This window comes from Reticulibacter mediterranei (assembly GCF_016587455.1).
Genome location: NZ_BNJK01000001.1, coordinates 8433839 through 8460503 on the forward strand (window position 1 = coordinate 8433839; position 26665 = coordinate 8460503).

General features: G+C 52.0%; 19 protein-coding genes and 2 rRNA genes. 7 read left to right on the forward strand and 14 right to left on the reverse strand.

Features of this window, described 5'->3' with window-relative positions; genetic code table 11:
• Positions 1-176: 176 nt before the first annotated feature.
• Positions 177-1877 carry an MDR family MFS transporter gene (locus tag K3T83_RS36135; protein WP_236065062.1) on the reverse strand — a complete coding sequence of 567 codons (1701 nt, stop codon included), beginning with the start codon at positions 1875-1877 and terminating at the stop codon, positions 177-179.
• Positions 1878-1911: 34 nt separating this feature from the next.
• On the reverse strand, positions 1912-2541 hold the full coding sequence (locus K3T83_RS36140) for a TetR/AcrR family transcriptional regulator (RefSeq protein WP_220207760.1): 630 nt from the start codon (positions 2539-2541) through the stop codon (positions 1912-1914).
• Between the two features lie 371 nt (positions 2542-2912).
• On the opposite strand from K3T83_RS36140, the gene K3T83_RS36145 reads away from it, so the two are divergent.
• Positions 2913-3401 (forward strand): hypothetical protein, encoded by a 489-nt coding sequence (locus tag K3T83_RS36145; protein ID WP_220207761.1) that lies wholly within the window; start codon positions 2913-2915, stop codon positions 3399-3401.
• Positions 3402-3584: 183 nt separating this feature from the next.
• Complete coding sequence (locus K3T83_RS36150; protein WP_220207762.1) at positions 3585-5018, forward strand: pyridoxal phosphate-dependent decarboxylase family protein; 1434 nt, start codon at positions 3585-3587, stop codon at positions 5016-5018.
• A 27-nt stretch (positions 5019-5045) separates the two neighbouring features.
• On the opposite strand, the gene K3T83_RS36155 is transcribed toward K3T83_RS36150, so the two are convergent.
• Both K3T83_RS36155 and murJ read right to left on the reverse strand, forming a co-directional pair.
• The gene (locus tag K3T83_RS36155) at positions 5046-5645 is read right to left on the reverse strand and encodes a hypothetical protein (RefSeq protein WP_220207763.1); all 600 of its coding nucleotides are present in this window, start codon (positions 5643-5645) and stop codon (positions 5046-5048) included.
• 146 nt (positions 5646-5791) lie between these two features.
• Positions 5792-7735 (reverse strand): murein biosynthesis integral membrane protein MurJ, encoded by a 1944-nt coding sequence (murJ, locus tag K3T83_RS36160; protein ID WP_220207764.1) that lies wholly within the window; start codon positions 7733-7735, stop codon positions 5792-5794.
• Between the two features lie 211 nt (positions 7736-7946).
• Between murJ and K3T83_RS36165 the strand changes: the two genes are divergently transcribed.
• Complete coding sequence (locus tag K3T83_RS36165; protein WP_220207765.1) at positions 7947-9023, forward strand: lactonase family protein; 1077 nt, start codon at positions 7947-7949, stop codon at positions 9021-9023.
• 2 nt (positions 9024-9025) lie between these two features.
• On the opposite strand, the gene K3T83_RS36170 is transcribed toward K3T83_RS36165, so the two are convergent.
• Positions 9026-9502 (reverse strand): NUDIX domain-containing protein, encoded by a 477-nt coding sequence (locus tag K3T83_RS36170; protein ID WP_220207766.1) that lies wholly within the window; start codon positions 9500-9502, stop codon positions 9026-9028.
• Positions 9503-9700: 198 nt separating this feature from the next.
• On the opposite strand from K3T83_RS36170, the gene K3T83_RS36175 reads away from it, so the two are divergent.
• Positions 9701-10060 (forward strand): cupin domain-containing protein, encoded by a 360-nt coding sequence (locus tag K3T83_RS36175; protein WP_220207767.1) that lies wholly within the window; start codon positions 9701-9703, stop codon positions 10058-10060.
• 19 nt (positions 10061-10079) lie between these two features.
• Here K3T83_RS36175 and K3T83_RS36180 read toward each other — a convergent pair whose 3' ends face one another.
• The 3 genes from K3T83_RS36180 to K3T83_RS36190 all read right to left on the reverse strand — a co-directional run bounded on the left by K3T83_RS36180 (position 10080) and on the right by K3T83_RS36190 (position 12620).
• Positions 10080-10526, reverse strand: coding sequence for a nuclear transport factor 2 family protein (locus K3T83_RS36180; protein WP_220207768.1), 447 nt, complete (start codon positions 10524-10526; stop codon positions 10080-10082).
• Between the two features lie 180 nt (positions 10527-10706).
• Positions 10707-12326, reverse strand: coding sequence for a sensor histidine kinase (locus K3T83_RS36185; RefSeq protein WP_220207769.1), 1620 nt, complete (start codon positions 12324-12326; stop codon positions 10707-10709).
• A gap of 6 nt (positions 12327-12332) precedes the next feature.
• Positions 12333-12620: a DUF1330 domain-containing protein gene (locus tag K3T83_RS36190; protein WP_220207770.1), complete on the reverse strand. Its 288-nt coding sequence runs from the start codon at positions 12618-12620 to the stop codon at positions 12333-12335.
• 81 nt (positions 12621-12701) lie between these two features.
• Between K3T83_RS36190 and K3T83_RS36195 the strand changes: the two genes are divergently transcribed.
• The 3 genes from K3T83_RS36195 to K3T83_RS36205 all read left to right on the forward strand — a co-directional run bounded on the left by K3T83_RS36195 (position 12702) and on the right by K3T83_RS36205 (position 18013).
• Positions 12702-12980 (forward strand): hypothetical protein, encoded by a 279-nt coding sequence (locus K3T83_RS36195; RefSeq protein WP_220207771.1) that lies wholly within the window; start codon positions 12702-12704, stop codon positions 12978-12980.
• 318 nt (positions 12981-13298) lie between these two features.
• Positions 13299-14777, forward strand: a 16S ribosomal RNA gene (locus tag K3T83_RS36200).
• Between the two features lie 269 nt (positions 14778-15046).
• A 23S ribosomal RNA gene (locus tag K3T83_RS36205) occupies positions 15047-18013 on the forward strand.
• The 16S and 23S rRNA genes sit together here, the layout of an rRNA operon.
• Before the next feature lie 140 nt (positions 18014-18153).
• On the opposite strand, the gene K3T83_RS36210 is transcribed toward K3T83_RS36205, so the two are convergent.
• From K3T83_RS36210 to otsB, 6 genes are all read right to left on the reverse strand, one after another.
• Positions 18154-18549, reverse strand: a complete 396-nt coding sequence (locus K3T83_RS36210) for a VOC family protein (RefSeq protein ID WP_220207772.1) — start codon at positions 18547-18549, stop codon at positions 18154-18156.
• A 208-nt stretch (positions 18550-18757) separates the two neighbouring features.
• The gene (locus K3T83_RS36215) at positions 18758-19801 is read right to left on the reverse strand and encodes an ABC transporter ATP-binding protein (RefSeq protein WP_220207773.1); all 1044 of its coding nucleotides are present in this window, start codon (positions 19799-19801) and stop codon (positions 18758-18760) included.
• 106 nt (positions 19802-19907) lie between these two features.
• Complete coding sequence (locus tag K3T83_RS36220) at positions 19908-20690, reverse strand: ABC transporter permease (RefSeq protein ID WP_373324636.1); 783 nt, start codon at positions 20688-20690, stop codon at positions 19908-19910.
• Positions 20691-20797: 107 nt separating this feature from the next.
• The gene (locus tag K3T83_RS36225) at positions 20798-21721 is read right to left on the reverse strand and encodes an ABC transporter permease (protein ID WP_220207775.1); all 924 of its coding nucleotides are present in this window, start codon (positions 21719-21721) and stop codon (positions 20798-20800) included.
• A gap of 110 nt (positions 21722-21831) precedes the next feature.
• Entirely contained in the window at positions 21832-22974 is a 1143-nt protein-coding gene (locus K3T83_RS36230; protein ID WP_220207776.1) for an extracellular solute-binding protein, read from the reverse strand.
• A 415-nt stretch (positions 22975-23389) separates the two neighbouring features.
• Entirely contained in the window at positions 23390-26623 is a 3234-nt protein-coding gene (otsB, locus tag K3T83_RS36235; protein ID WP_220207777.1) for a trehalose-phosphatase, read from the reverse strand.
• Positions 26624-26665: the final 42 nt, after the last annotated feature.

The window sequence follows — 26665 nt, forward strand, 5'->3', positions numbered from 1 at the left end:
CGATACAGTATACTGAAGCGGAGTATACCATACTGTATCTTGCGTTGCAAGAGAGTGAGAGGAACATCTGGCGGCACGGCTTAATTACACGACCGGTTCTCTAGCATGTATAGTGCAAAAAACATATTAAAAAAGAGAACCTATCAGATCAGGTTCCCTTTTTGTTGAGTGTACTCTTAGTGCATCATGACCGGAGTTGGCAACGACTCTTCTGCCTCATCGCCCTCTGCACCATTTTTCGCAGGCTGGCGGCCAGTCAGCGGAATCTCTTTCAAGAAGAAGACTGAGATCAGTGCGATCACTATCAAGCCCAGACTCAGCAGGAAGATATCGTGAATACCCTGCGTTAGCCCCTGCTTGACAGCCTCCATCAACTGACTGAAGAGCGCCTGACCCTGCGCCCCGAACGCTCCTAACTGCTGCGAGATCGCCTGTTGCACTTTCGCATCAAGCAGAACGTTTGGATCGTTGAAGACGCTCAAGATCTTCGCCGGAAGGGTCTGTTTCACCTGATCGGGTAGGGCCGTATTAAAGGCCGGGCCGTATGCTGAAGACATTACTGATCCCATCAATGCCAGCGCTACCGTTCCGCCGATCTGACGGAAGAAGGTCAACGTCGAAGTAGATTGACCGATCCTGGTTGGCAACGCGTTCTGGACAATCAGCGTGTACAGCGACATGCTGGTGCCAAGACCGAGGCCAAGCACAACCATCGCCACAATCATATCCATCGGGGTCGATTGTACGTTCAATCGCAGAAGCAGGGCCGCGCCAATGGTGGTGATTGCCATGCCTGTAATCGCGATAATTTTATATCTACCGAACCGCGAGACCAGTTGACCGGAAAGAATGCTGCTCACCATCGACGAGAGCATCATCGGGGTCAGGATCAGGCCGCTATTGGTCGCTGAGATGCCCAGCACTCCCTGTGCATACAGTGGCAGGAATGAGATGCAGCCAAACATGCCCATGAAGGTGATAGACGCGACGATCAGTGAGATGGTGAAAACGCTATTTTTGAACAGGCTCGGATCGATAATGGGCTGAGCATCGCGTCGCTCCAGAAAGGCTTCGTAGACGAAGAATGCTGCGATCACCAGTCCGCCACCCAGGATCAGAACAAGTGTCTGCCAGGAGAGCCAGCCAAATTGTGAACCGGCCAGGCTGAGACCAAGCAGGATCGGCGACGTACCAAGAATGAGCAGCAAAGCTCCCAGGTAGTCGATACGAGCTTTTTTGCCGGGCTGATAGAGCGAAGGCATCAGGAAGATCAGGACGCCAAGCGCAATCAGGCCGATAGGCAGGTTGACATAGAAGACCCAGCGCCAGGAGGTGTTTTCAGTAATCCAGCCACCCAACGCAGGTCCGACGATTGACGAGAGCGCGAAGACGGAGCCGGTCACGCCCTGCCATTTGCCCCGCTCACGAGGTGGGAACAGATCGCCGACCACCGCAATTGCAATTGGCAAGAGAGCGGCTGCGCCCAATCCCTGAAAGGCCCGAAATGCGATCAGCTGATTCATTGACTGGGCCGCTCCACAGAGCGCAGATCCCGTCAGGAAAAGGATCACACCAATCAGGAAGATGCGTTTGCGACCAAAGAGGTCCGAGAGCTTTCCATAGATGGGAACCATGACGGTTGAGGCCAGCATATAAGCGGTAGTAACCCAGGTATAACGATCTAGCCCGTGAAAATCTCCAATAATACGTGGCATGGCTGTACCGACAATGCTCTGGTCGAGCGAGCCGAGCAGCATTACCAGCAGGACCGCAAGCATAGTGAATAAAACATCGCGGCGGCTGTATGGTGAAGCCGGTTCAACCGGCACAGTTGTTGCTACTGTGTTTTGCATCGTCGTGTCCAGTGTCGAACTCATTCTGTACATATCCTTCCATAGAAACACTTAGCTCTTATGAGCGAGATTCGACCGCAATCCCCGTAAAGTAGATCTCGATTAATTGATCTACAAGCCTCTGAGAAGTATGCTCATCGTTTACAATATGTTTTTTAAGGTGTCTAGTGGCAAAAAGGCTGAAAAATGCATAGAGCATTGCCTGTGTTGACAATGCGCGCTTAAATTCGCCTGTGGCCTGGCCTTCTTCGATCAGCGCGACGACGCGTTCCGTAATACGTTGCCAGAGACCGCCCAGACGAGCTTCCCCCTCCGGTTCCTGGTATTTGAGATCCAGGCTGTGGGAGATCGAGGAGAAAAGATGCATTTGTTTTTGCAGTAGATCGGTCATTATGTAGCGCAGGAGAGCTTCTAGCCTGGCACGAGATGTGGAATGCTGCTCAATGACGGCATCGATGCCAGCAAGAAACTTCTGCATGTTGCGCTCAAGTAGTGCTATCACCAGTGCGTCCTTGCTGGGAAAATGTATATAGATCGTACCCTTTGCGATCCCTACACGAGCTGCGATCTCATCCATCGAGGTCTCATGATAGCCCTTCTGCTCCAACATTTCCTCGGCCGCCTGCAAAATCAGCGTCTCACGCTCCAGCCGTTGTTTTTCCTTTAATGAATGTGATGTTATAGACATGGTTTTTATTCCAGTGCGTTTTATATGCGTATAGTTCAAGCAATGACCAGAAATATTTTCTTCGACCAGCCGTATGGAAACTAACTGGGAAGTTTTTCTGTGACTTGTTGGTCATGACTCTCTGGTCATAATATTAACACGCCGTCTAAGGAATGTCAAGAGAATGAGGGACGAGTTTTTGGACCAATTTACAATAACTTTACACTTTTCTAGCCTTTTGTTTATATCTACCATGTACAAAGAAGCATAGAGTATCTTTTGCCCGGAGCAGGAAGAGCAAAATGCTGATGAAGGAGAATTTGTTCGCATTCCGGGCGATATCATCGCAAGCAACTCATGGATTACAAATAAGAAAGGGGAGTAGTGCTGCAATGAGCCAGACCGCTTTAACACCAGCATCATCGCGTCCTGGCCCGCGCCAGATTGCGATTATAGCGCTTGCTGTGGTGTCAGGCTTAGTTCATCTATATCGTGCCATTTTAATGTTTGGATTAATGGGTGCCGGACGGGTGGGGCGTCCTCCAGGTGGTAGGCCAGGAGGAGTGGGAGGAGGCCGTCCGCCCGGCGGTGGTGGACCTTCAATTATGTCCATGCTCCCGGTGCCGCTGCCGACGCTGTTTCTTCTGAACTTTGTTGGCTATATCGTTTTAGCTATAGCTTTCTATTTACCCGCCCTGCAACGCTATCGGCAGATCATTCGCTGGGTATTGATTGTCTATGCCGCTATTACCATTATTCTCTGGTTCCTGTTCACCGGGGGACGCTTTGATTTTATTGGCTATGGCGATAAAATCTTCGAGATTGCCCTGATCGTCCTCTTACTGATCGACAGCAGGGAACCTGCTCCTGCTAACGACTGAGACCATTTCCGCACCCTTGAGACCGACAGCCGGACTTTGAAAAAGAGTCCGGCTGTTTTAGCTATAAATATGCATAAAAGCAAAACCATCTTCGTGGATGTTGTGATGATGAGGTGCTTCGTCACATATAATTGTATGATATGGAATAAAGACTACACCCGATGGAATGGAGATCTTCCCGCTATGACCCACCATTCGTCCAACGACGCGCTCCAGTTATCGTCTGAAGAGATGCGGACGCTGGGATATCAGATCGTTGATATGATTGTTGACCACTTTGAACATGTTGAGGATATTTCTCTCGCCACCAGAGCTTCCCGTCATACGCTTGAGCAGCGATTGCGCGAGCCGTTGCCAGAAGAAGGTCGCCCTGTCGAGCAAGTATTGAAGCAGTTGCAGAGCGATGTCTTTGCTAACGTGATGCCGCTGGATCATCCACGCTTCTTCGCATTTATCCCGGGTCCAAATAATTTTGTTAGCGTCATGGCCGACGCGCTAACCTCTGGCTTTAATCCGTTTGCCGGAACGTGGCGTCTTGCGCCTGGCACAGCCCAGGTTGAGCTAGTTACCATTGATTGGTTGCGGCAGCTTTGCGGCTTGCCTGAAACTGCTGGCGGCCTCTTTGTCAGTGGCGGCTCGGTTGCTACTTTGACCGCTTTAGCTACGGCTCGCCATATCAAACTGGCCGATAACACTCAGGATGCTGTTGTGTACTGTTCGGATCAGACGCATTCGGCCTCAGATCGTGCTTTAAAGCTGCTTGGCTTTGCACCACACCAACTGCGCCGCTTGCCCTCTGATGCGTCCTTCCGTCTATCAACTGATGAGTTAACACGTGCTATTGCGGAGGATCGTGCAGTCGGGAGGCGACCATTCTGTGTGATCGGCAATGCTGGCACCACCAATACCGGGGCCGTTGATCCGCTTTCGACTATTGTCGATATTTGCCGCGCCGAAGATCTCTGGTTTCATGTCGATGCCGCTCATGGTGGCGCTGCTATCCTGAATGAGCAGGGGCAATGCCTCTTGCTGGGATTGGAGCAGGCCGACTCGCTGGCTCTGGACCCGCATAAGTGGCTCTTTCAGCCCTATGAGATCGGGTGCGTTCTTACACGTCAAAGCCGCTGGCTGTACGAGACGTTTAGCGTGTTGCCTGAAATTCTCAAAGACGTGGCGGGACGAGAGGAAGAGGTCAATTTTCGCGATTACGGTATCCAGCTGACCCGCAGCACGCGTGCCCTCAAGCTCTGGATGTCGCTCAAAGTGTTTGGCCTTGCTGCCTTTCGTCATGCCGTTGAGCGTGGTATCGCCCTTGCCGAATATGCCGAAGCACTATTGCGTCAATCCCCTTGCTGGGAAGTCTTGACTCCGGCACAACTCGGCATCGTCACCTTTCGCTACGTTGGGAAGTCACGCCCGCATGGTGATTTGAATGCGCTCAATCAGCGTATACTGGACGCCATGTTTGAGGATGGCTTTGCTTTTTTGACCTCGACACTTTTACGAGGACAGATAGCTCTTCGCCTCTGCATTATTAATCCACGCACCACCGAGGCAGATATTCAAGGGACGCTGCAACGCCTGGAACGATTTGGAGAACGCTTGAGCGATGTGTGATAAACACTGGAAAACTTATAGAAAGAGCTAGCGGTCAACCGATTCCGCTAGCAAGATCTCTTCCCCGAAATAGCGTTTCATCACCTGTTGCAGCCCTGGCTTCATCGGCTGAAGGTTGCGGCCCAGGCTCGTATAAAATACTACAAATTGGGATAGCTCATGCTGAAACGTAGACTTGAGCGCCGCATACTGGACCGGGAATGGACGAGCCAGCGCGTAGATCGCGGCCCCCTCTCCATATCTGCTGCGCCCACGTCCCCCTTCTGGCAGGATGAGATCAAAGCAGAGGCAGATATCTTTCTTGCCAAAGGGAGCACGTTCTAATGCTGCTTTGAACGACGCTTCATCATTGCCATCATAGTAGAGCGTCTCTACGGACGCAATATCTTCGTACTCTTCTAATAATTCAATCATACTGCCCGGAGAGCCGGGCAAAATAGCGGTATACGCCGCGTCGGTGGACCAGTAATAGCCGTCAGGATTGGCCTGCGCATCGCCTACAAAAATCGCTGCTGGAAACTTTATGAGCTTTTCATTCAATAAATCCTGTATACATTGTTGAAACTCTGCAAACCCCAATTGCTTCCCTGATGCGGAAGCACCTACCAGATGATAAAAAACCGCCATGTTTCATTCCCTCTCACATCAAAAACTTTTCAATATAGTCAAGATCAAGATACAGACCGCTTCAAAGTATATCATACGACGGAAGATGCGGTTTGATGAGCCATACAGGAGAAAGAGGCTATAGTCTTGGGAAAGACATGCGACACCTATACCCATGCGAGCCGTAAACGGATGAGTACACGTTGGATAGGCTTCAGGCGCTCGCCACCGAGGATATGCAAGAAGCGTGCGGTACGTAGATACACCATTCCTCCAATACCTGTTAGCAAAGCAAGCTTGATTGCGACAAGTATGAGGTCGGTGAAGCCTGTAACTTGATGAGTAGCAGTCGTGCCAACAACAAGCCATTGATCGAGTGCCCAGCCTATGATTGTGATGGTCAGCAACATGGCAAGTGAAGCGAGCGTGATGCGCAACACGAAGGAGGGCAACTCTCGCAGATGTAGACCCCCCACCTGGATGTGGAGCAGCCACAAGAGGCCTCCTGCTTCGAGTGCTCCTGCTAGCGAGGTTGCTAGTGCCAGCGCCCCCATGCCCCAGGCTCCAGTGAGCCAGGATTGCGAGAGGGACGAGAACCAGAAACGTACCCACTCCATTTGCGCTAACCAGACCATAGGGTTGAGGAAGAGCAGGCTGAGCGCGATCTTGACCGCAAACTGTCCAATACTGACATAGACAGGGATTTTGCTTTGACGTAGGGCATAAAAGGGGCGGGTCAGGATTTCGACCAGCGCCAGTCCTGGCAAGCCGAGAGCGTAGCAAATGAGCAAGATGGCTGTTACCTGGGCCTGGTCAAAACGAATGTGGTACAAGATCTCTACCATAGGTAAACTCAGCGTGACTAGACCCAGTGCTGCCGGGATCGAGACGAAGAGGATGCTTTGCAGCGCTTCCAGGATCAAGAGGCGCAGCCTATCAATCCGGCCCTCTGTAGCATGACTGGTCATGCGAGGGAAGGCTGCCGTCGCTATTTGAATGATCACACTTAGCGGAATGGAAGCAATTGTGAAGGCATTAAGATAGAGCGTTGTATAGCCGTTGGTGCTTGCGCCCGTCACACTGATAATCAGACCAATCAGGATCAGATCGACATTGGTTGAGAAGCTCAACATGAGCGCGTTGCCAATGCGAGGAAGCATTTGCCGGACGATTTGTCTAATGCCAGGATGTTGCCAATCGAAGGTAAAACGATACTGCATCCCTATCAGCTTCAAACCTGGAAGCTGTATTCCCATCATAAGTATTGCACCCAGCACAACTCCCCAGGTGGCACAGTAGACTATGAGTGTGCTATTAGCATGGACGGTCCATTGCAATACCACACCCACGCCCAGGCCGAGAAGGGAACCAAGCGGGTAGAGTACGGAGCCGAGCGCAGGCAAGAGGAAATGCTGGCGTGCGTTGAGTACTCCATTCATGATCACTCCCATACCGAGGAAGATTGTCTGTAAAAAGAGGATGCGAGTGAGAGCCACCATCAAGACCAGTTTCTCCTGCGGCACGTTAGGTGTATAGAGATGGAGAAGTTGGTCGGCGAAGATCATACCAACAAGCGAGAAGAGAACCATACAGCCGCTGGAAAGGTTTAGGGCTGAGCTGGTCAGGTGCCAGGCTTCCCCCTCATCCTTCTTGTTGATGAAATAGACATTGAAGATAGGAATAAAGGCCGAAAGTAATGCTCCTCCGGCGACAATGTTGTAAATGGTGGTTGGAAACTGGGTTGCCAGATTGAATGCGTCAGCGCTGTCATTCACACCAACGGCGGCGGTGAAGAGCGAGACACGCAGGAGGCCGAGAAAGCGGCTGGCGAATGTTGCAACTGTGAGGAGCAATGCAGCTTTTCCCACGCTGGATGGAGAAAACAACACGTGCAATGCGCTGCTCCATTTGGTGGTGGATACGCGTTGAGAACGTGCAAGACGTTGTTTGCGTAACTGTTTGAGACGCGCTTCTTTTGCCGTTCCAGGAAGATGGAGTGGTTGGGTGATCTGGAGATGTTGCTGATCAATTCCCTGTGAGTAGTGGAGTGTGCCACCGTCATTAAATGGAACTTGCTGCCATGTCTGCTGATCTTGCTCTTTCCCATTCATATTTGTATATCCTTATGGCTGTGTGTAATCTTTCCATTCTCACGTCTATTTGCCTTCTAGCAGAGAAGACGTATATATGGTCCAATAGATAACGCTTATGAACAGGTATTCTTCATTTCGCGATTTACCTGCATAAATATGGAGCTTGTTGACGCGGTTTGCATCTGTTTGTTATGCTCAAAGAAATATCATACTGGATCAGGAGAAAAGAATGGCCTCTTTACAACATACCGTATATATCAGTGGATATGTCAGCGCTGATCAACCCGGCGTCCATGCTTTCACCTTTGACGCGACGAATGGCATGTTGACCTCGCGCGGTTCGTATGCTGGCATCGCTGCTCCAAGCTTTCTCATTGCGCATCCCAATGGGCGCTGGTTATATGCCGTGAGCGAGACGAGCCAGCAAGACGGCCAGCCGGGTGCAGTCTGGGCACTGGGTGTATCTTCATCTGAGTCTTGGGGCATAGAGCCGCTTAACCATCAAGCGAGCGGTGGTGATTGGCCCTGCCATCTGGCGATTGATGCAACCGGGCGCTGGCTAATTGCTTCTAATTATGCTTCTGGCAGTGTTAGTGTGTTACCAATCCTCGATGATGGTTCGCTGGGTGCAATGACTGACCTCATCCAGCATCGGGGCAGCGGACCACATCCTGAGCGACAGGAGGGACCGCATGCGCATTCGGCAACCTTTACCCCTGACCAACGCTTCGTCATTGTCGCCGATCTGGGCATCGATGCGCTTCGCGTTTATGCATTCGACTCGAAAGCAGGTACATTGCGTGAACAGACGACCACTGCAACCCGTCCGGGCGCAGGTCCACGTCATCTGGCCTTTCACCCCGATGGTAAGCATGTCTTTGCCTCGAACGAACTCAACAATACAGTGGCTGTCTACTCCTATGATGCGGCGAGTGGCACCCTGAGCGAGCAGCAAATTATTGAGACGCTTCCGCCCGATGCGCCTGAGAATACGGTGGCCGATATTCACGTCTCACCGACCGGCGATCGTGTGTATGTTTCCAATCGTGGACATGATAGCATCGCCATCTTTCAAATCGGCTCAGACGGTCAGTTGACCCCTGTTGCTATCCGCTCTTGTGGTGGGCGCTGTCCTCGCAATTTCGCGATTGAGCCGGGCAACCATTTTCTGCTGGTCGCGAATCAGGAGAGCAGCGAGGTAGTGGTTCTTCCTGTACAAGATGCACCCACAGCTGTTGGAACAACAATTGCGCGTGTCACTGTCAGGGGCGCATCATGCGTACAATTCGCATTATCCAATAGCTAGTGTCAGTCAATATCGCCAAGATAGACTGTATGTGATGGAATGTGTTCTCCACTGAGCAGTGTCGCAAGCGTCTTTCTGGCTGCTTGCGGATAAAAATTAGAGCTTTCTAACGCGTCAAGGGCAACCCATTGCACGCCGATCTGCCCTGTATCGGGCGTGTGACCAATGCCGGGCTGCCCTGCGCGGATGGTGCAGAGGAAGAAAAACTCAACCTGATGAATATCTGCATGCCCGGTATGGGAATGATTTTTGCCGATATATTCGCGGATAAAAATGAGATCCTTGACCTCAACATCAACATTAATCTCTTCCTGACACTCACGTTGCAATGTTTGATCTAATGGCTCAGAGTGCTGTTGACCTCCACCTGGTAAGACAAAATATGTATCGTGAACTGGATCGAATGCATCGTTGTATTCGATAACCAGCAGTTTATTATCCTGCACAATTAGCGCTTTGGCCGCAGTGCGAATCTTCATTATTCCTCCTGAATAGTTTCAGATTTTCTATATTTTTATAATATAGAAGATTATTGTAACACATCTTTTTCGCCTATTAGCTGTATGCGGCAATCGAGAAAAGCGATAAGAACGATCATTTTTATTCGTTGGACTTTCCTCACAGGTCCATTTACAATGGAGTAAGAAATGACAAAAATGATAGTAGGAGGAACAATAATGGAAAAAGTAAACCTTACGGAAAAGTTCGAGCAGTTCCAGGAAATGTGGAGTCCAAAGATCGTGGGAGAGGTCAACAATACGGCAGTGAAGTTGGTCAAGCTCAAGGACGAATTTGTCTGGCATCATCACGATAATGAGGATGAGTTATTTCTGGTGGTGAAGGGTCGCCTGCTGATGAAGTTTCGCGATCGAGATGTCTGGCTGGACGAGGGCGAGTTGATCGTCATTCCGCGTGGCGTTGAACATCTGCCAGTAGCGCCGGAAGAGGTGCATGTCTTGCTGGTCGAGCCAAACACCACGTTGAATACTGGCAATGTGCAAAACGAACGGACCATTGCCAATCTACAACACCTGTGACCTGTTGGGGATGGAATTGCTATAGTAGTTCCATCCCTAGTTGTGCCAATATTTCAGTCAGACTATCAGGCGAGAAATCACTGCCCATTTCTCTAATGATCCCCTCGTGTATAACCAGATCGAGATGATGGGCCGGTAATGTTATTTTTGTGCCAGTTGGAGGGATAACCGGTATTTCTGGTAATGCAAGATCACCGCTGTGAGTAGCTGCAATTTGTGTAATGAATTGAACAGCGGTGTCATAACTTCGTACAGGATGCTCATTTAAAAATCTGGCCTGGAAAGACCAGTCGGGAAATGCTCGCAGTATAGCACGTGTATAGTCGAGAAACTGATCCTTATCGATTTCTTGCGGCAGCAATTTGCGGCCAACAAAATTTTGTGATAAGCAAGCTGCCAGTGTATCAGTATCGTTTGTTTCCCATGCTCGAAGCACCTTATATGCGAGCGCCGTTGTAGCCAGCATCGTTTTATCTCCTGATAGTATGTCGGTATGCAAAGATAGAGAGAAAGAAAAATAGAGGGAGTAAACGGCGAAAAGCTCTTCCCCGCTTTTCTAAGTACCTGACAGAGATGAGCGGATTGACCCCTCACTTTAAAGGCACGTATCATTGCCGGAAGAAGTTTCTCAATAGTAGAGAGCAAGCTACAAATCAGATGATAGATTGCTGGAAGCATAAGCCGAAAGCGTCACGCTCTTTGTCAGGGGGAGATGTAGGGTGAAGCAGCTTCCCTGGCCTTGTGTGCTTTCGACCATGACGTTGCCGCCCATGCCTTCGATCCATTCCTTCACTAGAGAGAGTCCCAACCCGGTGCCACCGCCTTTGCGCTTCGTCTGTTCTGTTTGATAGAAACGTTCCCAGATATGGGGCAGGTCGGCGGCATCAATGCCCTCGCCAGTATCTTTGACGTGAATTGTCAGTGTGGTTGCACCACCTTCGGCAACAAGAGCGATGATGCCTCCAGGTGCAGTATGCCGCAGGGCGTTGTGCAACAGATTGCGTAAGGATTGTTCAAGCCGCTGCACATCAGCATGTACCAGAGGCAGCTCAGAGGGGAGCGCGGCCACTACTTCGATCTTGCTCGAACGCCAGGCGAGGGGTGCGGTTCCATCGACGATGCGCTGAATGACCTCACAGGCATCAGTTGGCTCACAATGTAGTTCTAAACGTCCCAACTCTGCTCTCGCCAGCGTAAATAGCTCTTCTACGCGCGTCTGTAAGTGCAGCACTTCGTTTTCCATCACCTGTAGATCCTGATACAGTGCCTCTGCCTCTATTTCATTCCAATGCATTAATGTTGTCTCTAAATAGCCACGAATAGTCGCAACGGGTGTACGCAATTCATGTGAGACGTTGGCGACCAGTTCGCGGCGCTCTTGCAATAAAGCTGCAACGCGGTCTCGTTCGCTCTGCAAATCGCGCATAGCATGTTGTAGATCGCTCGCCATGACATTGAAATTTTCCTGCAACTGGGCTACTTCATCCTCCCCGACAACGGGTACACGAATAGTATAGTCTCCCTGCCGCAGCATACTCGTTGCCATTGCCAGCATACGGATACGGTCAGTGGTGCGCTTCATAACAATGTAGGAGAACAGCGCTGTAGGAGGCACAACCACTACGATTGGGATGGCGCACAGGCCGAGCAAGAAGAAGAGCGTAGGCACCATCTCTAATGGAACGAGCCAGCCACGTTCGCGAAAGCTGAAGAGAATGGCGGCCTCGATCATGAGAATCAGGAGCATCAAGCCGAGTAATAGCACCATTACATGGGCATGTGTCAATGCCCAGTGTAGATATTTTCTACGCAGTCTGTTCCAGAACAGAATAACTCGGATAGCGACTCTGACAAAAATAAACCAGCCGTAATTGAGAACGAATAGTACCGCAAAAAAAGTAATGTAAGGATTGCGAGGAGTGTAAGTTCCTGCTTGTTCAAATACGTTAGCAAATAATGGTAAGGGGAATAAGCACAGGATGAGATTGAGTACCAGGGCACAGATGACATGTAAAATGGCCTGCTTGCTGATGATTTTGGCTGGTAAGGGCAAGGTTAACGCGTAAAAAAGCATGCAGAGAGATGTGATCGTTGCGATTAAAGGGGCGATGGGAAAATCTTTTTCTAGTGGTTCGGGAGAGGCCAGAAGGCGCAGAATCAACACCAGCCCCCATATCGTCAGGCCGATCAATAACGTATATGTTGTTGCTTTTAAAAGCGGTATATTCAGGAAGAGTCGTCGTTGTCCTGGCGCTTTAGACGACATAACGAATTAGACTCCCTGCACCAGAATGGCACTTGCGGTTGATGCCTTAAAGCGGATGGTGCGGGCCTCAGTATATTCGGGTGAGTAGTACCAGCGTTGAAACTGCTCACTATTCTCAAACTCTATAATAACGAAGCGTTCAGGATTCCAGTTGCCTTCGATGGTTTCAACAGTTCCTCCACGTGCCAGGAAGCGTCCACCATACTTTTCGAGTGTGGGCATAACCAGCTTGCGGTATTCGGCATAGAGCTGCGGATCGTTTATTGCGACATCGACAAGGAAATAGGCTGCCATGAGTAATCTCCTGTGTTTGCATGTTGTATGGTTATTTTAGCCGCGGTGTTGTTACTTCGCTGTCCCATTCAAGTATAACCGATGGCACCAGAGCTGACCAGTGGCGGTACTTCATACCTCTTCCTGCCCAATGGGAGAGATCTAGTCCAGGGCTTTCCAATTCTCCCATCTAGCAGGAGTGCAGAGGGCGGCAGCCCTTTGCCGGGGTGCGGGGTGTCCCCGCAAAAAACTTTTTTCTTCTCTTTTGCGCGCCGCCTGCGGCGGCGCGCGAAGGAGGGAAGGAAACTGGGGACGCCCCAGGCCCCGGCAGGGAGACCCCTGCACCCCTTTGAGCGGAGAACTGGAAAGCCCTGGATCTAGTCCTACTCACTTGACAAGCTGAGACGTACGTGTGATAATGGCACCCGTGCCTCGGCGGGGAGAGAAAACACCTTCCAACGTGCGTTCATAAACGCGGGCAAGCCTTTCCAGAATAAAAACGGATGTAAAAAATTGCTTGCCAAAACTCTTGACAGAAGACAAAGAGTATGCGATAATGACAACCGTGCCGATGAGATAGCACAAACGGAACCTTGACAACTGAAGAGTGGAAAACAGCACAGCAAACTGTTTGATACAGCAGTTTTTCTGTCAATTTCGCAACATGGACTTCGGTAAGTAGATGTTGCACACATAAATTGGATGACGAGTTTGATCCTGGCTCAGGATAAACGCTGGCGGCGTGCCTAACACATGCAAGTCGAACGCCCTACGCAAGTAGGGAGTGGCGGACGGGTGAGGAACACGTGGATTACCTACCCTTTGGTGAGGAATACCGGCGAGAAATCGCCGACAATACCGCATATCCTTCGCACGAAGGAAAGCTCGCAAGAGCGCCAGAGGATGGGTCTGCGTCCGATTAGCTAGCTGGTGGGGTAAAGGCTTACCAGGGCGACGATCGGTAGCTGGTCTGAGAGGACGATCAGCCACACTGGGATTGAGAACGGCCCAGACTCCTACGGGGGGCAGCAGTGAGGAATTTTCGGCAATGGGGGCAACCCTGACCGAGCAACGCCGCGTGCAGGATGACGGCCTTCGGGTTGTAAACTGCTTTTTTCTGGGACGAGCAAGGACGGTACCAGATGAATAAGCCCCGGCTAACTACGTGCCAGCAGCCGCGGTAATACGTAGGGGGCAAGCGTTATCCGGAATTACTGGGCGTAAAGCGCACGCAGGCGGTTCGCCAAGTTTGGAGTGACAGTTGTCGGCTCAACCGATAAAGGACTTCAAAAACTGGTGAACTTGAGAGCGAGAGAGGAACATGGAACTCCAGGTGTAGTAGTGAAATGCGTAGATATCTGGAAGAACACCAAAGGCGAAGGCAATGTTCTGGCTCGTTTCTGACGCTCAGGTGCGAAAGCCAGGGGAGCGAACGGGATTAGATACCCCGGTAGTCCTGGCCGTAAACGATGACCACTAGACGTGGGAGGTATCGACCCCTTCCGTGTCGCAGTTAACGCGATAAGTGGTCCGCCTGAGGAGTACGGTCGCAAGATTAAAACTCAAAGGAATTGACGGGGACCCGCACAAGCAGCGGAGCGTGTGGTTTAATTCGATGCAACGCGAAGAACCTTACCAGGATTTGACATGCTTGCGCACCGCCCGTAACGGGGCGTGCCCGCAAGGGACGCAAGCACAGGTGCTGCATGGCTGTCGTCAGCTCGTGTCGTGAGATGTTGGGTTAAGTCCCGCAACGAGCGCAACCCCTATTGCTAGTTGGATTTCTCTAGCGAAACTGCCCGCAAGGGAGGAAGGCGGGGATGACGTCAAGTCAGCACGGCCCTTACATCCTGGGCGACACACACGCTACAATGGCCGGGACAATGAGTCGCCAACCCGCGAGGGGGAGCCAATCTCAGCAAACCCGGTCTCAGTTCAGATTGTAGGCTGCAACCCGCCTACATGAAGTTGGAGTTGCTAGTAACCGTGAGTCAGCACATCACGGTGAATACGTTCCCGGGTCTTGTACACACCGCCCGTCACACCACGAAAGTCGGCAACACCTGAAGCCGCCAGGCTAACCCATCCGGGAGGCAGGCGTCGAGGGTGGGGTCGGTGATTGGGGTGAAGTCGTAACAAGGTAGCCGTACCGGAAGGTGCGGCTGGATCACCTCCTTTCTAGGGAGCACTAGTTGACAGTGATGGCAAGATGTGGTATTATCCCTTCTCGCTGGAGCCAACTCACTCCCAGGTCGATCAGATCTGCTCAAACAGAGCGATTTTTTCGCTACCTGTTTTCCACTCTCCAGTTGTCGGGGATGGTTCACCTTTGTAGACAGATGTAACAAGCTGTTTGGGTGGTGAACTGATTCCGGCAAATGCACATACACAACTAAATAGAGTTCTTACTTCAATTTTGCCGAAGAGCAAAACAGAGAAACAGAAGAGAACAAGCTACACAGAGGACAGGGTGGATGCCTTGGCGCTTTGGACCGAAGAAGGACGCGGAGACCGGCGAAACGTTCCGGGGGAGCTGCATGCAAGCGTTGATCCCGGAGAGTCCGAATGGGGCAACCCCTCCAGAGTGATGTCTGGAGACCCACATCTGAATCCATAGGGTGTGAGGAGGTCAGTGGGCGAACTGAAACATCTCAGTAGCCCGAGGAAGAGAAATCAACCGAGATGCCCGGAGTAGTGGCGAGCGAAACGGGAGCAGCCCAAACCGTTCCTTCGCAAGAAGGGGCGGGGTTGTAGGACCGACAACATGTGCGTTTGGTGTACTTGAACAGGCTGGAACGCCTGACCAGAGCGGGTGAGAGTCCCGTAGAGTAAGCACCGAGCAAGCGGGTCGGGATCCTGAGTACCACGAGACACGTGCAATCTTGTGGGAAGCTGGGGGGACCACCCTCCAAGGCTACCTATCCAAAGCGACCGATAGTGAACCAGTACCGTGAGGGAAAGGTGAAAAGCACCCCGAGAGGGGGATGAAAGAGTCCCTGAAACCCTGTCCTTACCAGCAGTCAGAGGTCACTGTATCGTTGCGATACCAAGGACTAATGGCGTGCCTTTTGTAGAATGATCCGGCGAGTGCATCGGCGTCGCCTGGTTAACTCTCGCTAAAGAGAGGGAGCCATAGGGCAACCGAGTGTGAAGAGCGCGTTTGTGGCGTCGATGCGACCCGAAACCGTGTGAGCTACCCATGAGCAGAGTGAAGCGAAGGTGAAACTTCGTCGAGGCTCGCACCCACCAGTGTTGCAAAACTGGGGGAGGACTTGTGGGTAGGGGTGAAATGCCAATCGAACACGGAGATAGCTGGTTCTCCCCGAAATGTATTGAGGTACAGCCACCAGAGAGCATCTGTTGGAGGTAGAGCACTGTTTGGGCTAGGGGCTAAGTGCTAGTTACCAACCCCAGGCAAACTGCGAATGCCAACAGCATAGACTGGTGAGTGAGACGGCGGGGGCTAAGCTTCGTCGTCAAAAGGGAAACAGCCCGGACCACCGGCTAAGGTCTCCAACTCAATGCTCAGTGTCAAAGGCAGTCTCTGCGCAATAACAGCCAGGATGTTGGCTTAGAAGCAGCCACCATTGAAAGAGTGCGTAATAGCTCACTGGTCGAGTGCAGAGGCACCGACAACGTAGCGAGGCTCAAGCATTGGACCGACGCCGTGGATTATCACCTTCGTGGTGATAATGGTAGGGGAGCGTTCTGCGTGCCGAGAAGCCAGATCGTGAGGACTGGTGGAGCGCGCAGAAGTGAGAATGCCGGAATGAGTAGCGTAATGTCTGTGTGAATCAGACACACCGAAAGCCTGAGGGTTCCTGGGCACCGTTGGTCGTCCCAGGGTCAGTCGGGTCCTAAGCCGAGGACGTCAAAGTCGTAGGCGATGGCAAGCAGGTAGGATATTCCTGCACCGGAGACGGTCGTTATGAGAGAAGGGGGGACGCGGTAGGGAAGGTGATCCCAGCAAGTGGACAGGCTGGGTGCCTTGTCTGAAGCGCGTGATCGAGGCAAATCCCGATCACACATCGCGTGACAGCAGGGCCGAGTCCGCGCAAGCGGGCGGTAGTCATCGGTCCCCAGGCCGCCAAGAAAAGCCTCTATCCAGAACGTTCTCCGCCCGTACCGCATACCGACACAGGTAGGCAAAGAGGAATCTCTTCAGGTGAACGAGCGACCCTCTGTTAAGGAACTCGGCAATTTGACCCCGTACCTTTGGAAGAAGGGGGGCCTTAGTAACTTCTGGGTTTATCCCGGGGGTGAGGAGGCGGCACAGAATAGGCCCAACCGACTGTTTACCAAAAACACAGGTCTCTGCCAACACGAAAGTGGATGTATAGGGGCTGACTCCTGCCCAGTGCCGGAAGGTTACGAGGAGCGGTGTGCGTAGCTGCGAATCTAAGCCCCGGTGAACGGCGGCCGTAACTATAACGGTCCTAAGGTAGCGAAATTCCTTGTCGGGTAAGTTCCGACCCGCACGAAAGGAGTAACGAGTTGGGCGCTGTCTCAACAGAGGACTCGGCGAAATTGAAGTACCCGTGAAGATACGGGTTTCCCACGACAGGACAAAAAGACCCCGTGGAGCTTTACTACAGTTTGGCCTGGATACGAGATATGGCGTGCGTAGGATAGGTGGGAGCCGGAGAGACCAGCCTTGTGGGGTTGGAGGAGGCAGCAGTGAAATACCACTCTCGTGATGTGTTGTATCTCATCTTTACCCGTGATCCGGGAAGGAGACAGGGCCAGATGGGTAGTTTGACTGGGGCGGTCGCCTCCCAAAGAGTAACGGAGGCGCTCAAAGGTTCTCTCAGGGTGGATGGACATCACCCGGACAGAGTGCAAAGGCACAAGAGAGCTTGACTGCAAGACGGACAGGTCGAGCAGGGACGAAAGTCGGACTTAGTGATCCCACTAACCCGCGTGGAAGGTTGGTGGCTCAACGGATAAAAGCTACCCCGGGGATAACAGGCTGATCTTGCCCAAGAGTTCACATCGACGGCAAGGTTTGGCACCTCGATGTCGGCTCGTCGCATCCTGGGGCTGGAGTCGGTCCCAAGGGTTGGGCTGTTCGCCCATGAAAGCGGCACGCGAGCTGGGTTCAGAACGTCGCGAGACAGTTCGGTCTCTATCCGTCGTGGGCGTAGGAAGAGTGAGGGCAGTCATCTTCAGTACGAGAGGACCGAGATGGCTTGACCGCTGGTGTGCCAGTTGGGGGGCCTCCCCCACCGCTGGATAGCTATGTCAAGAAGGGATAAGCGCTGAAGGCATCTAAGCGCGAAGCCGCATCCAAGACGACTCTTCCCATCTCCTCGTGAGATCAAGATCCCAGAAAGAACATCTGGTCGATAGGCTGTCTGTGGACACCTGGTAACAGGCGCAGCCAAGCAGCACTAATGATCGTACGGCTTGTTTCATTGCTTCTCTTTGCTCTCGGCAAAATTGAGGTAAGAACTCTATTTGAAGTGTAAGAAAAATATAAAAGCGTAAGCTCTAATAATGCTAGAGCTTACGCTTTTATATTTTTGAGTTTTTGAAAGGAAAATTTCATTCTTGCTCAGGCGTTGGAGGAATCTGATGTAGTGAGTGGGCAATAGATCTCAATCAAATTGCCTTCAGGGTCATTGATCCGTGCGGTGCGGATCTGAATCGCTGGATAATCCTGTGGTTTGCTTACCGAAACTGCGCCACGCTGGACCAGATCGGCATAAGTGGCATTGATGTCATCGACTTGAAAAACCATGATCGTCTGACCATCTACAGGAACTATCTCTTCAGATGCGGCCAGCGATCCTGTGCGACTTACCAGTTCCACTCCAGCGCTCCCTGTCTCGAAGTAGGCATAGCCCATGCCCTCATCTCTGTACTTTAGTTGGAAGCCCATCAAATCCTGCCAGAAGTGAATGCTCTCCGCAAAATGATCCACCATCAAACGAACGTTAATAAATTTCATATGCTACTCCTCTTCACATGTACTGTGTTCTATCCAGGCTGGCAAAGAATCATGCAATACCTGTTCAAGCATACAAGCGTTTGCGCTGATCCTTCGCCACGTTCTTTTTGAGTATAGCAGGAGTAGCGGTAATGATCTGTCCTCTATTGTCCTGATTTTTTGTGCCTGCGAAAAATGGGTTGCTACTTAAAAGGCAGACCTCCATGTCTCAAGAGGATGGATATCGTTTGAGAGAAATAGGGCTAGACACAATATCCTTATCTTCAACATGCTCCTGTACTAACTTGCTATCCTGGTAGATCAGCACGCGCCGGAACATATAATGCACACGCTCTTGTATTGCGATATCATTGGAAACAAAGGCGCGCACATTGCCAAAGGGAGCAGTCAGCACCAGCTCTTGATAATGGCCTCTTGTAATCTGTTGCGCAACAGTTGCGGCCGCTCCCTCTTGCTCATCGTTGACGATATAGACGTCTTCTGGCCGCACCGCGATGGTTACGTTTCCTTTGGCGTGGGCAGAGAACTGCTGACAGGGAATAAACGTTCCATCGATCTCGACCCCTTGCTCTTTCAATTGACCACTATACAGGTTCATAGCCCCTATAAAACTGGCAACATAGACCGTTGCAGGCTCCTTATAAAGTGTGGTTGGTACGGCATATTGTTCGAGATAGCCAGCCTCTAAAACCGCGACACGATCTGAGATCGAAAGCGCCTCATCCTGATCGTGCGTCACAAAAACGGTCGTAATACCGACGCGCTGTTGAATTTCGCGAATCTCTTCGCGAACCTGTTCGCGTAGCTTGGTATCGAGGTTGCTCAACGGTTCATCCAACAACAACACCTTTGGCTCAAGTACCAGAGCACGTGCCAGCGCCACCCGCTGTTGTTGTCCACCTGATAGCTGAGCTGGGTATGAATGCTCATATCCCTCCAGGCGCACCAGCTTGAGAACTTCGTGTACCCGCTCACGGATGGCTTGCCTGGATACTTTGCGTACCTGTAATCCAAAGGCGATATTGCTGAAAACGTCCATATGCGGCCAGAGCGCGTACTGTTGAAAGACCATCGCAGTTGGACGCTTCTCCGGCGGGATATCGATGATTGGCACATCGTCTAACAAAATACGACCGGCATCTGGCGTCAGAAAACCGGCGATCATACGGAGGGTCGTGGTTTTTCCGCAGCCGGACGATCCCAGCAGGCAAACTAACTTTCCCGAGTCTATTTCCAGATTCAACCCCTTCACAACTGGCTTGCCCCCAGATGTTTCACAACTCCATCAAGCACAAGCTTTGCCATAAATGTCTCCCTTATCGTTCTATCGTATCTTTATACTCTGTTTTATCTCACCATCAATGGAGATGGAAACCAGCGGCGAGCGATCCACCGATGATATAGCGACGCACCAGCAACAGCAGCACAAACGAGGGAATGCTTAATACAATCGAAAATACGGCAGCCGCTTGCTGAGGATAATTTTGTACCAACGTATACATCTGAACTGGCATGGTCAGGTAGTCCGGCGCGCCAACTAGAAAGGTCCCCTGTGCTTCGTCAAAGGCAGCCAGAAACGCAAGAATCAGTGCGACCAGAATACCAGGGAGCGCGAGAGGAAAAGTGACACGCCAGAAGGTAGTCCATAGTCCCGCGCCAGCATCACGCGCCGCATCTTCCAACTCGCGGGGCACCGCTGCGAATGCTGCCGTGGGAATCCAGGTCATCACCACGACAGTATTGAGCATCTGTACCAGCACTACGCCCCAGAAAGTATTCATCAGGCCAAAGGCGTAGAGTAGCCCGGCCATCGTAATATACAAACCCATTTTAGGGAAGGCGTTGGTTGCAAAAAGCGAAACAAGAAATACCCGCTGGCCGGGGAAGCTACCGCGAGCAAAGGCGTAGGCTGCGGGCAGGCAGATGGCCGCTGAGAGGAGCGTGACTACTGGAGCGAAGATGAAGCTCAGGATAATTGAATGGCCAATATCAGCATTGAGCAAAATTTCCTGCCACCAGGAGAGCGTCCATGTTTGAGGAAGGAGGGCTGGGTAAAACCAGGAGCCGGCAAACGCCCAGACGCAGAGAATGATCAGCGGCCCAAGAATAAATACTCCCAGCACAACAAGGAAAATGCTCATCAGCACTCCCCTGATCGCCGCTGATATGCGTGATGACCCTCCATCCGCACGTTCTTGCAAGCCTGATGTGTGTTGCAAGTCATCATCTTGTTTGATCTGCGTAATGCTCATTGAGCTGCTCCTCCTCTCCGATTACTGGAGACATTCGCCCAGACATAGACCGCGCCCAGCCCTGCCGCCAGGATAAAGACGAGTACAGCCATTGCCGCCGCCTGTTGTGGTTCGTTAAATGCCTGAAAGAACCGCGCCATTGTGACACCGAGCAAGGTTGGGGCATTTGGCCCCGTGAGATAAGGGATTGTAAAGCTGCCCAGCACCCCAATGCCAGTAAAGGTTGCGACAATGATTGTTGGCAGCATATTGAGTGGAACGATGATGCGCAGCAAAATAGTAGGGAATGAGGCTCCCACATCGCGTGCCGATTCGATGAGGGCGTCCGGTACATTGCGCAGACCAGAAGCCAGCAGCAGCACCGAGAAGGGGATATTCACCCACAGTTGTCCCAGAACCACACCGAACAGGGTATAGCCGAAACCATCAAACGGAAGATGCAGAATATCCTCTACCAGAGCGCTCATATAGCCATGTGCATTCCAGAAGGTGACGATGGCGTAAGAAGCAATGACAACCGGAATAAAAAGTGGGACCAGATAGAGGGAAGAGAGAATGTGTACAAGCCGTCCACGGGCAAAGCGGAGGTAGAGCGCCAGGCTCCAGCCAACCGCTACGATGAGCGCAACGGAAGCCAGCGTCACCCAGATTGTGGCCCAGAAATCGCCGCGAAAAGAGGCGTCGCCCAGCAGATGGGCATAGACGGCAAACGTGATGCCGTGATCTGTAGAGACGAGGCTTTGATCGAGCAATGAGATCGTCGCATTTGGACCCCCGGTATAACCGAGCGAGAATGCAATTGCCATCAGAGCCGGGATGCCAACGAAGATGGCGATGAAAATGACAGGAATGCTCGCCACAAGCATTGCCAGTCCGCTCCGGCGAAAATTCCGCCAGCGCGTAGCCTTTGGGATAACCATAGCAACTCCTAATAGAGGTGGCGAACCTCGTTCCGCTGTATTGTGCGAGAACAAAGTTCGCCAAATTCGACTCAACCAGTACAAATCAGTCAACGAAACGTTGCGACGATTTATCCACCGGCAACCTGTGTTTGCCACTGTTTATTCATATCTGCACTAAATTTCGAGGCAAAGCCAGTTGCATAGGCATGGGCAATTGAGGCGTATTGCTTCTGCACTTCCTCTGGCACATAGGACCACTGCACACCAGGGTAGCCATGCATCACGTCAATAACCTTTGCCTGAATTTCCGAACCCAGCAGCCAGTTGAGAAATGTTTCCGCCTGTGGAATATGGGTCGAGGTGCGTGGAATACCGATGAATGACGGTCCTCCCTCAAATGGCGGGTCAAGCTGTATAAGCTTGATCGAGTCGGGCAGCTGATGTTGTTGCAGGCTGGTGAGTGCCTGATCCGACCAGACGGGGGCCATCTGGATGGAGCCGTTCGCTAGGAGCTGCAATACAGCAGTATTGCCGTTGGGGTAGAAGCCGTTGCGATAGATGGAGGATTTGAGCGACTTTAGTTGGTCCAATCCAGGTTTCCACTGACTTTCTAATGATGCGTTGTATTCAGCACCAGAAATAAAGTTTGCTCGCGCGTCAGCGGGAAGATTCGCGGTAATCACAGCCTGGACAAATGCGCTCCCGGAGCCGCCAGTATCGGGCGAGTTATAAGTGAATTTGCCCGGATTGGCTTTGATCCAGGCCAGCACATCATTCAGCGTTTTTGGTGGCTCGTTGATGCTCTGCGAATTGTAAGCCAGCACTACCGAAGAGGCGCGATAAGGAACAGCGAACGAGGAGACTTGCTTAAGCAACGCGTCGTCCACGCGGTTGAGCAGTGGCACTTCTTTCGTCGTCAGCGGGACCAACAGTTTGGCCTGGGCAGCCTGGGAAACAACGGTGCCGGATTCGATCAGATCCATCCCAGCATCTTTGTTTGCACTGACGGCTGCGCTCAGGCGAGCAAACGTTGCGGTATCGTTGGTGCCATGCTCTGAAAAGACCAGCTTGATGTCGATGTCCTTATGCGTCTTCTTGAATTCTGGAATAAGCGTGTTCTGCCACAGATTTTTGACATTCACGTCTCCACTTGAATAAAGAGTAATGGTGGTCACACCTGTACTCCCTGTGGTTGTTGAACCACCGCAACCGGTGAGCGCAAGCAGAGCCAGCAACGTGAATATTGCCAGTGCGGAAAATATCCGTCTCATGATACAGCCCTTCCTGATAAATAGAGTATGAATAAAATACATGGACCTGCGAGAAGATCGATGTATCAACCAGCATTCTATTGCCTGGATACTAAGCAACCGTTAATGACAGGTTAACATCAGGTGAAGAGACGCAGACAGGAGGATGTACTCAGGAATGAGAAACAACGTTGTCTGTGTCATCCTGAATCAAAATCAGAACAAAAGCTTTTTCAGAAGATCAAAAAGTAGTTGAAAGGTAAAAATAATAAATGATAGATATACTGTACAATATCACCCCTTGCCTGTCAAGTGAGAAATAGGGACAATGCTCTATCTATGAAGGAGTGCCGGTTGGTTATACATATAAAGATACGTTTGCTCTGCATGCAATCTCACACAGAGCAAACGGAACGGGGGATAGTGGGAGTCTTATTCAGAGGTTGAAGGTGTAGCTTTCCCCGGACCTGATCTTGCGTACCTGGTCTCCCACACCCACTTTCACCGATCGATTCAAGCTATCGACCTCGGCATCAACCCGCAGGTGGCTACGCTCAAGAGTGACGGTGATAAGCAACCCTCTGAAACGCATAGGGAGGGTCAGGCCGCGCAGGTGGTTTATGGGCCGGGGGTTGAAGTAGAGTACACCGTCGCGAATCACCTCACCCAGATAGCTGCGCTGCATTAGATCCAGCGTGCCCGCCATCACGCCCATATGAATACCCTCGGCGGTCGTGCCACCCTGTACGTCGCCAACATCGCTCTCTAATGCTACCATGTAACGTTCCCAGGAAGTCGCCAGATCGATCTCTGAGAAGACCCCGGCGTACGTCACGAAGCTCAGCGTGGACCCGTGCGAAGTGCGGGCATCGTAGTAGGTAACGTTTTTGCGCAGCGTCTCTGATGTATATGGATAGCCGAGGCGCTCAAAGATCTGTCTCATCTCATCCTGTCGGAACAGGTAGAACAATAGCACGACATCGGCCTGTTTTGACACTCTGTAACGGTCGGGATCTTTTTCCTCAGCGCGTAGGATGCGGTCGAGTCGCTGGATGTTCCCATACTTGCTGCGATAGGCATCCCAATCCAACTCTTCCAGGTTCTCCCAGCCCTCAAACTGGCTGATGACGCCATTGGGGAGGAATGGGACATACATTTTGTGGCTCATATCTTTCCAGGTTGCGATCTCTTCGTCGGTGAGTTCGATTTGCTCGTAGAGCGAACGTCGCCGCCGTGCCGGGAGCAGATCGAGCATCTTGTTGGCAACATCGGAGAGCCACGCCACCATGACATTCGTGTAGGCGTTGTTACGCAGCCCGGGTTCATCGGAGTCCGGGTATTTCTCGTGAAACTCGTCCGGCCCCATGACTCCGTGAATCTCGTAACGGTCGCGTTCGGGATTGAAGTGAGCAAGGCTGGACCAGAAACGGGCGATCTCTAACATCATTTCAGCGCCAGGCCCAAGCAGAAAATCGGTATCTCCCGAGGCCTGGATGTAGTGCCAGATATTATAGAAGATGGCGGCGTTTACATGTCTCTGGGTGCGGCTTAGATCCGGTTCCCACAGCCCGGAGCGTGGGTTGAGGTGGACAACCTGGGTCTCTTCCTTGCCGTTGCTGCCACTCTGCCAGGGATACATGGCACCGCGATAACCAGCCTCACGAGCCAGGGCGCGAGCCTCATCGAGTCGGCGGTAGCGGTACATCAGCAGACTTCGCGTGATCTCTGGCAGGCGGAAGTTCAGGAATGGGTAGATGTAGAGTTCGTCCCAGAAGATGTGGCCGCGATATGCTTCTCCATTGAGACCACGCGCTGGAACACCAGCATCCAGATCGGCTGTGTGAGGAGAGCAGGTCTGTAACACGTGTGAGGCGTGAAAACGAAGCAGGAATTGGACCCGATCGTCATTTGGTACACGAATATCGCAGTCGTTCCACAATTCGTTCCAGGCGCGCTGATGGCGATTGATGGCCTCGTCGAAGGTGCCGAAACGTCCGACCGCCTTCTCAGCATTTGTCAGAGGTTCGTTGATCGCTTGATCACGCGAGGTGTAGAACGCGACCAGCTTCTCAATGCGGATTGGTTGCCCTTGTGGGAGGTCGAAGCCTAGCGTCTGTTGAACGTAGTCTTCCATTTGATAGAGGTCGCGTTCGACCACCAGTTCGCCAGCGCCTCCATACACACGTGTTCTTGCTGCCCCAGCTACGTAGATGAGGGACTGACGAGTTCGTGCGATCAGGGAGATCGTGTCCAGGTGTGGCGTGCGGCTTGCCACAGGATGTAGATGGTGGCCCTCAAGCTCCTGATAGCGAGCCACACCCTGGTTCATAACGCGCGCATTAAGTGCTGTGATGACCTCCACTGGACCGGACCAGTTCTCGGCGGTGATGGTCCACTCCAGCGCCGCCTGATGCATTTCTGCCATGCTAACGAAGCGCCTGCTGAGGAGCGTTGTCTCACGATCTCGATGATCGCGGAAGCGAAGGGCACGTATCACTGTCGCGTTGCGGAAGTCTACCTCGTGTCGATAGCTCAGAAGCTCGACGTTCTTCAGGTCAATCGGCTCTTCTTCACCAATACGGAGCTTGAGTACAAGCCAGTTGGGAAGATTGACCAGATCCTCGTTGAGGACAGGACGGCCTCCCATAATGGTTGTCTCCCGGTTGTAACAGCCAAGCGCATAGGTGCCCGGATAGTGAACGTCATCTGCGTCGGCCCATTCCGCACTGCCACGCGTGCAAAAATAGCCGTTGCCGGTTGAGGTCAATACCTCTCGCAGCCTCTCCTGTTTGGGATCGAAGGAGTTGTAGACGAGCGTCCAGTCTGAAGGATTGAGCCTGGAACTCTTTGCGGGATACAGGGCTGCGAGCCTGTTAAGGAAGTGTTCCACCTCATACGTTGTGTTCAGTATATAGTCGGCAGCTGTAATATGTTCAGCTGTTTCGGGGTTGCTGACGCTGCCCACGAAGATACCGATGCCACGACCGGCTATGGCTCGGAAGGCATCCTCATCTGTGATGTCGTCGCCCAGATAGAGGGGAATCACGTCGTCGCGGTCCAGGTCGAGAGCCTTGAGCAGGTAGAGGACTGCCTTGCCCTTATCCCAATCAAGCCTGGGTTGGATCTCAAAGACCATCTTGCCCGGCGTGACCTTGAGTTCTTCTGGATGCTCGCTGAGAATAGTGTCAACGAGCTGCTTGACGGCGGGTCGCTGTTCTTTTGATACCAGACGAAAATGGACGGCCACCGAACTCTTCTTAGGTTCGATCAGAACTCCCGAGATATCGGCTAGTTCAGCACGCACCCTTGCCTCTACCTCTCTCAGCAGATTATCGAATGATGTGCCCTCTGTACGTTGTATAAAGCCTTCGGTTGGACTCCAGATGTCGAAACCGTGATCTCCAGCGACGATTAAATTGTCGAGGCCCATAAGCTCCTGCACGACCTCGCGATCGCGGCCGCTGACCACGATAACGGGAACTCGTTCGGCCAGCCTGCGAACTGCCTCGCGCATATTATCAGAAATCACAGCTTCTTCAGGCCGTTCGCGAATTGGCGTCAGGGTTCCATCGTAGTCAAGAAACACGGCTGGCAGCTTGTCAACGAAGCATTTAGCCAGTTCCTTGCTTTCATCGAGGGCGTGCGGTAGGTCGCCGATCTGCCTTGTCATAGTTACTCATCTCCGTTCGTGAGTCGCCGATCACCTTTGAGC

Excerpts from the sequence above, each read along its gene's own strand:
- K3T83_RS36175 (WP_220207767.1), top strand. The coding sequence starts at position 9,701 with ATGGAAAAAGTAAACCTTACGGAAAAGTTCGAGCAGTTCCAGGAAATG.
- murJ (WP_220207764.1), bottom strand. The coding sequence starts at position 7,735 with ATGAATGGGAAAGAGCAAGATCAGCAGACATGGCAGCAAGTTCCATTT.
- K3T83_RS36135 (WP_236065062.1), bottom strand. The coding sequence starts at position 1,877 with ATGAGTTCGACACTGGACACGACGATGCAAAACACAGTAGCAACAACT.
- K3T83_RS36210 (WP_220207772.1), bottom strand. The coding sequence starts at position 18,549 with ATGAAATTTATTAACGTTCGTTTGATGGTGGATCATTTTGCGGAGAGC.
- K3T83_RS36220 (WP_373324636.1), bottom strand. The coding sequence starts at position 20,690 with ATGAGCATTTTCCTTGTTGTGCTGGGAGTATTTATTCTTGGGCCGCTG.
- K3T83_RS36195 (WP_220207771.1), top strand. The coding sequence starts at position 12,702 with ATGGCACCAGAGCTGACCAGTGGCGGTACTTCATACCTCTTCCTGCCC.
- K3T83_RS36155 (WP_220207763.1), bottom strand. The coding sequence starts at position 5,645 with ATGGCGGTTTTTTATCATCTGGTAGGTGCTTCCGCATCAGGGAAGCAA.
- K3T83_RS36165 (WP_220207765.1), top strand. The coding sequence starts at position 7,947 with ATGGCCTCTTTACAACATACCGTATATATCAGTGGATATGTCAGCGCT.
- K3T83_RS36150 (WP_220207762.1), top strand. The coding sequence starts at position 3,585 with ATGACCCACCATTCGTCCAACGACGCGCTCCAGTTATCGTCTGAAGAG.
- K3T83_RS36140 (WP_220207760.1), bottom strand. The coding sequence starts at position 2,541 with ATGTCTATAACATCACATTCATTAAAGGAAAAACAACGGCTGGAGCGT.
- K3T83_RS36170 (WP_220207766.1), bottom strand. The coding sequence starts at position 9,502 with ATGAAGATTCGCACTGCGGCCAAAGCGCTAATTGTGCAGGATAATAAA.
- otsB (WP_220207777.1), bottom strand. The coding sequence starts at position 26,623 with ATGACAAGGCAGATCGGCGACCTACCGCACGCCCTCGATGAAAGCAAG.
- K3T83_RS36190 (WP_220207770.1), bottom strand. The coding sequence starts at position 12,620 with ATGGCAGCCTATTTCCTTGTCGATGTCGCAATAAACGATCCGCAGCTC.
- K3T83_RS36185 (WP_220207769.1), bottom strand. The coding sequence starts at position 12,326 with ATGTCGTCTAAAGCGCCAGGACAACGACGACTCTTCCTGAATATACCG.
- K3T83_RS36145 (WP_220207761.1), top strand. The coding sequence starts at position 2,913 with ATGAGCCAGACCGCTTTAACACCAGCATCATCGCGTCCTGGCCCGCGC.
- K3T83_RS36230 (WP_220207776.1), bottom strand. The coding sequence starts at position 22,974 with ATGAGACGGATATTTTCCGCACTGGCAATATTCACGTTGCTGGCTCTG.
- K3T83_RS36180 (WP_220207768.1), bottom strand. The coding sequence starts at position 10,526 with ATGCTGGCTACAACGGCGCTCGCATATAAGGTGCTTCGAGCATGGGAA.
- K3T83_RS36225 (WP_220207775.1), bottom strand. The coding sequence starts at position 21,721 with ATGGTTATCCCAAAGGCTACGCGCTGGCGGAATTTTCGCCGGAGCGGA.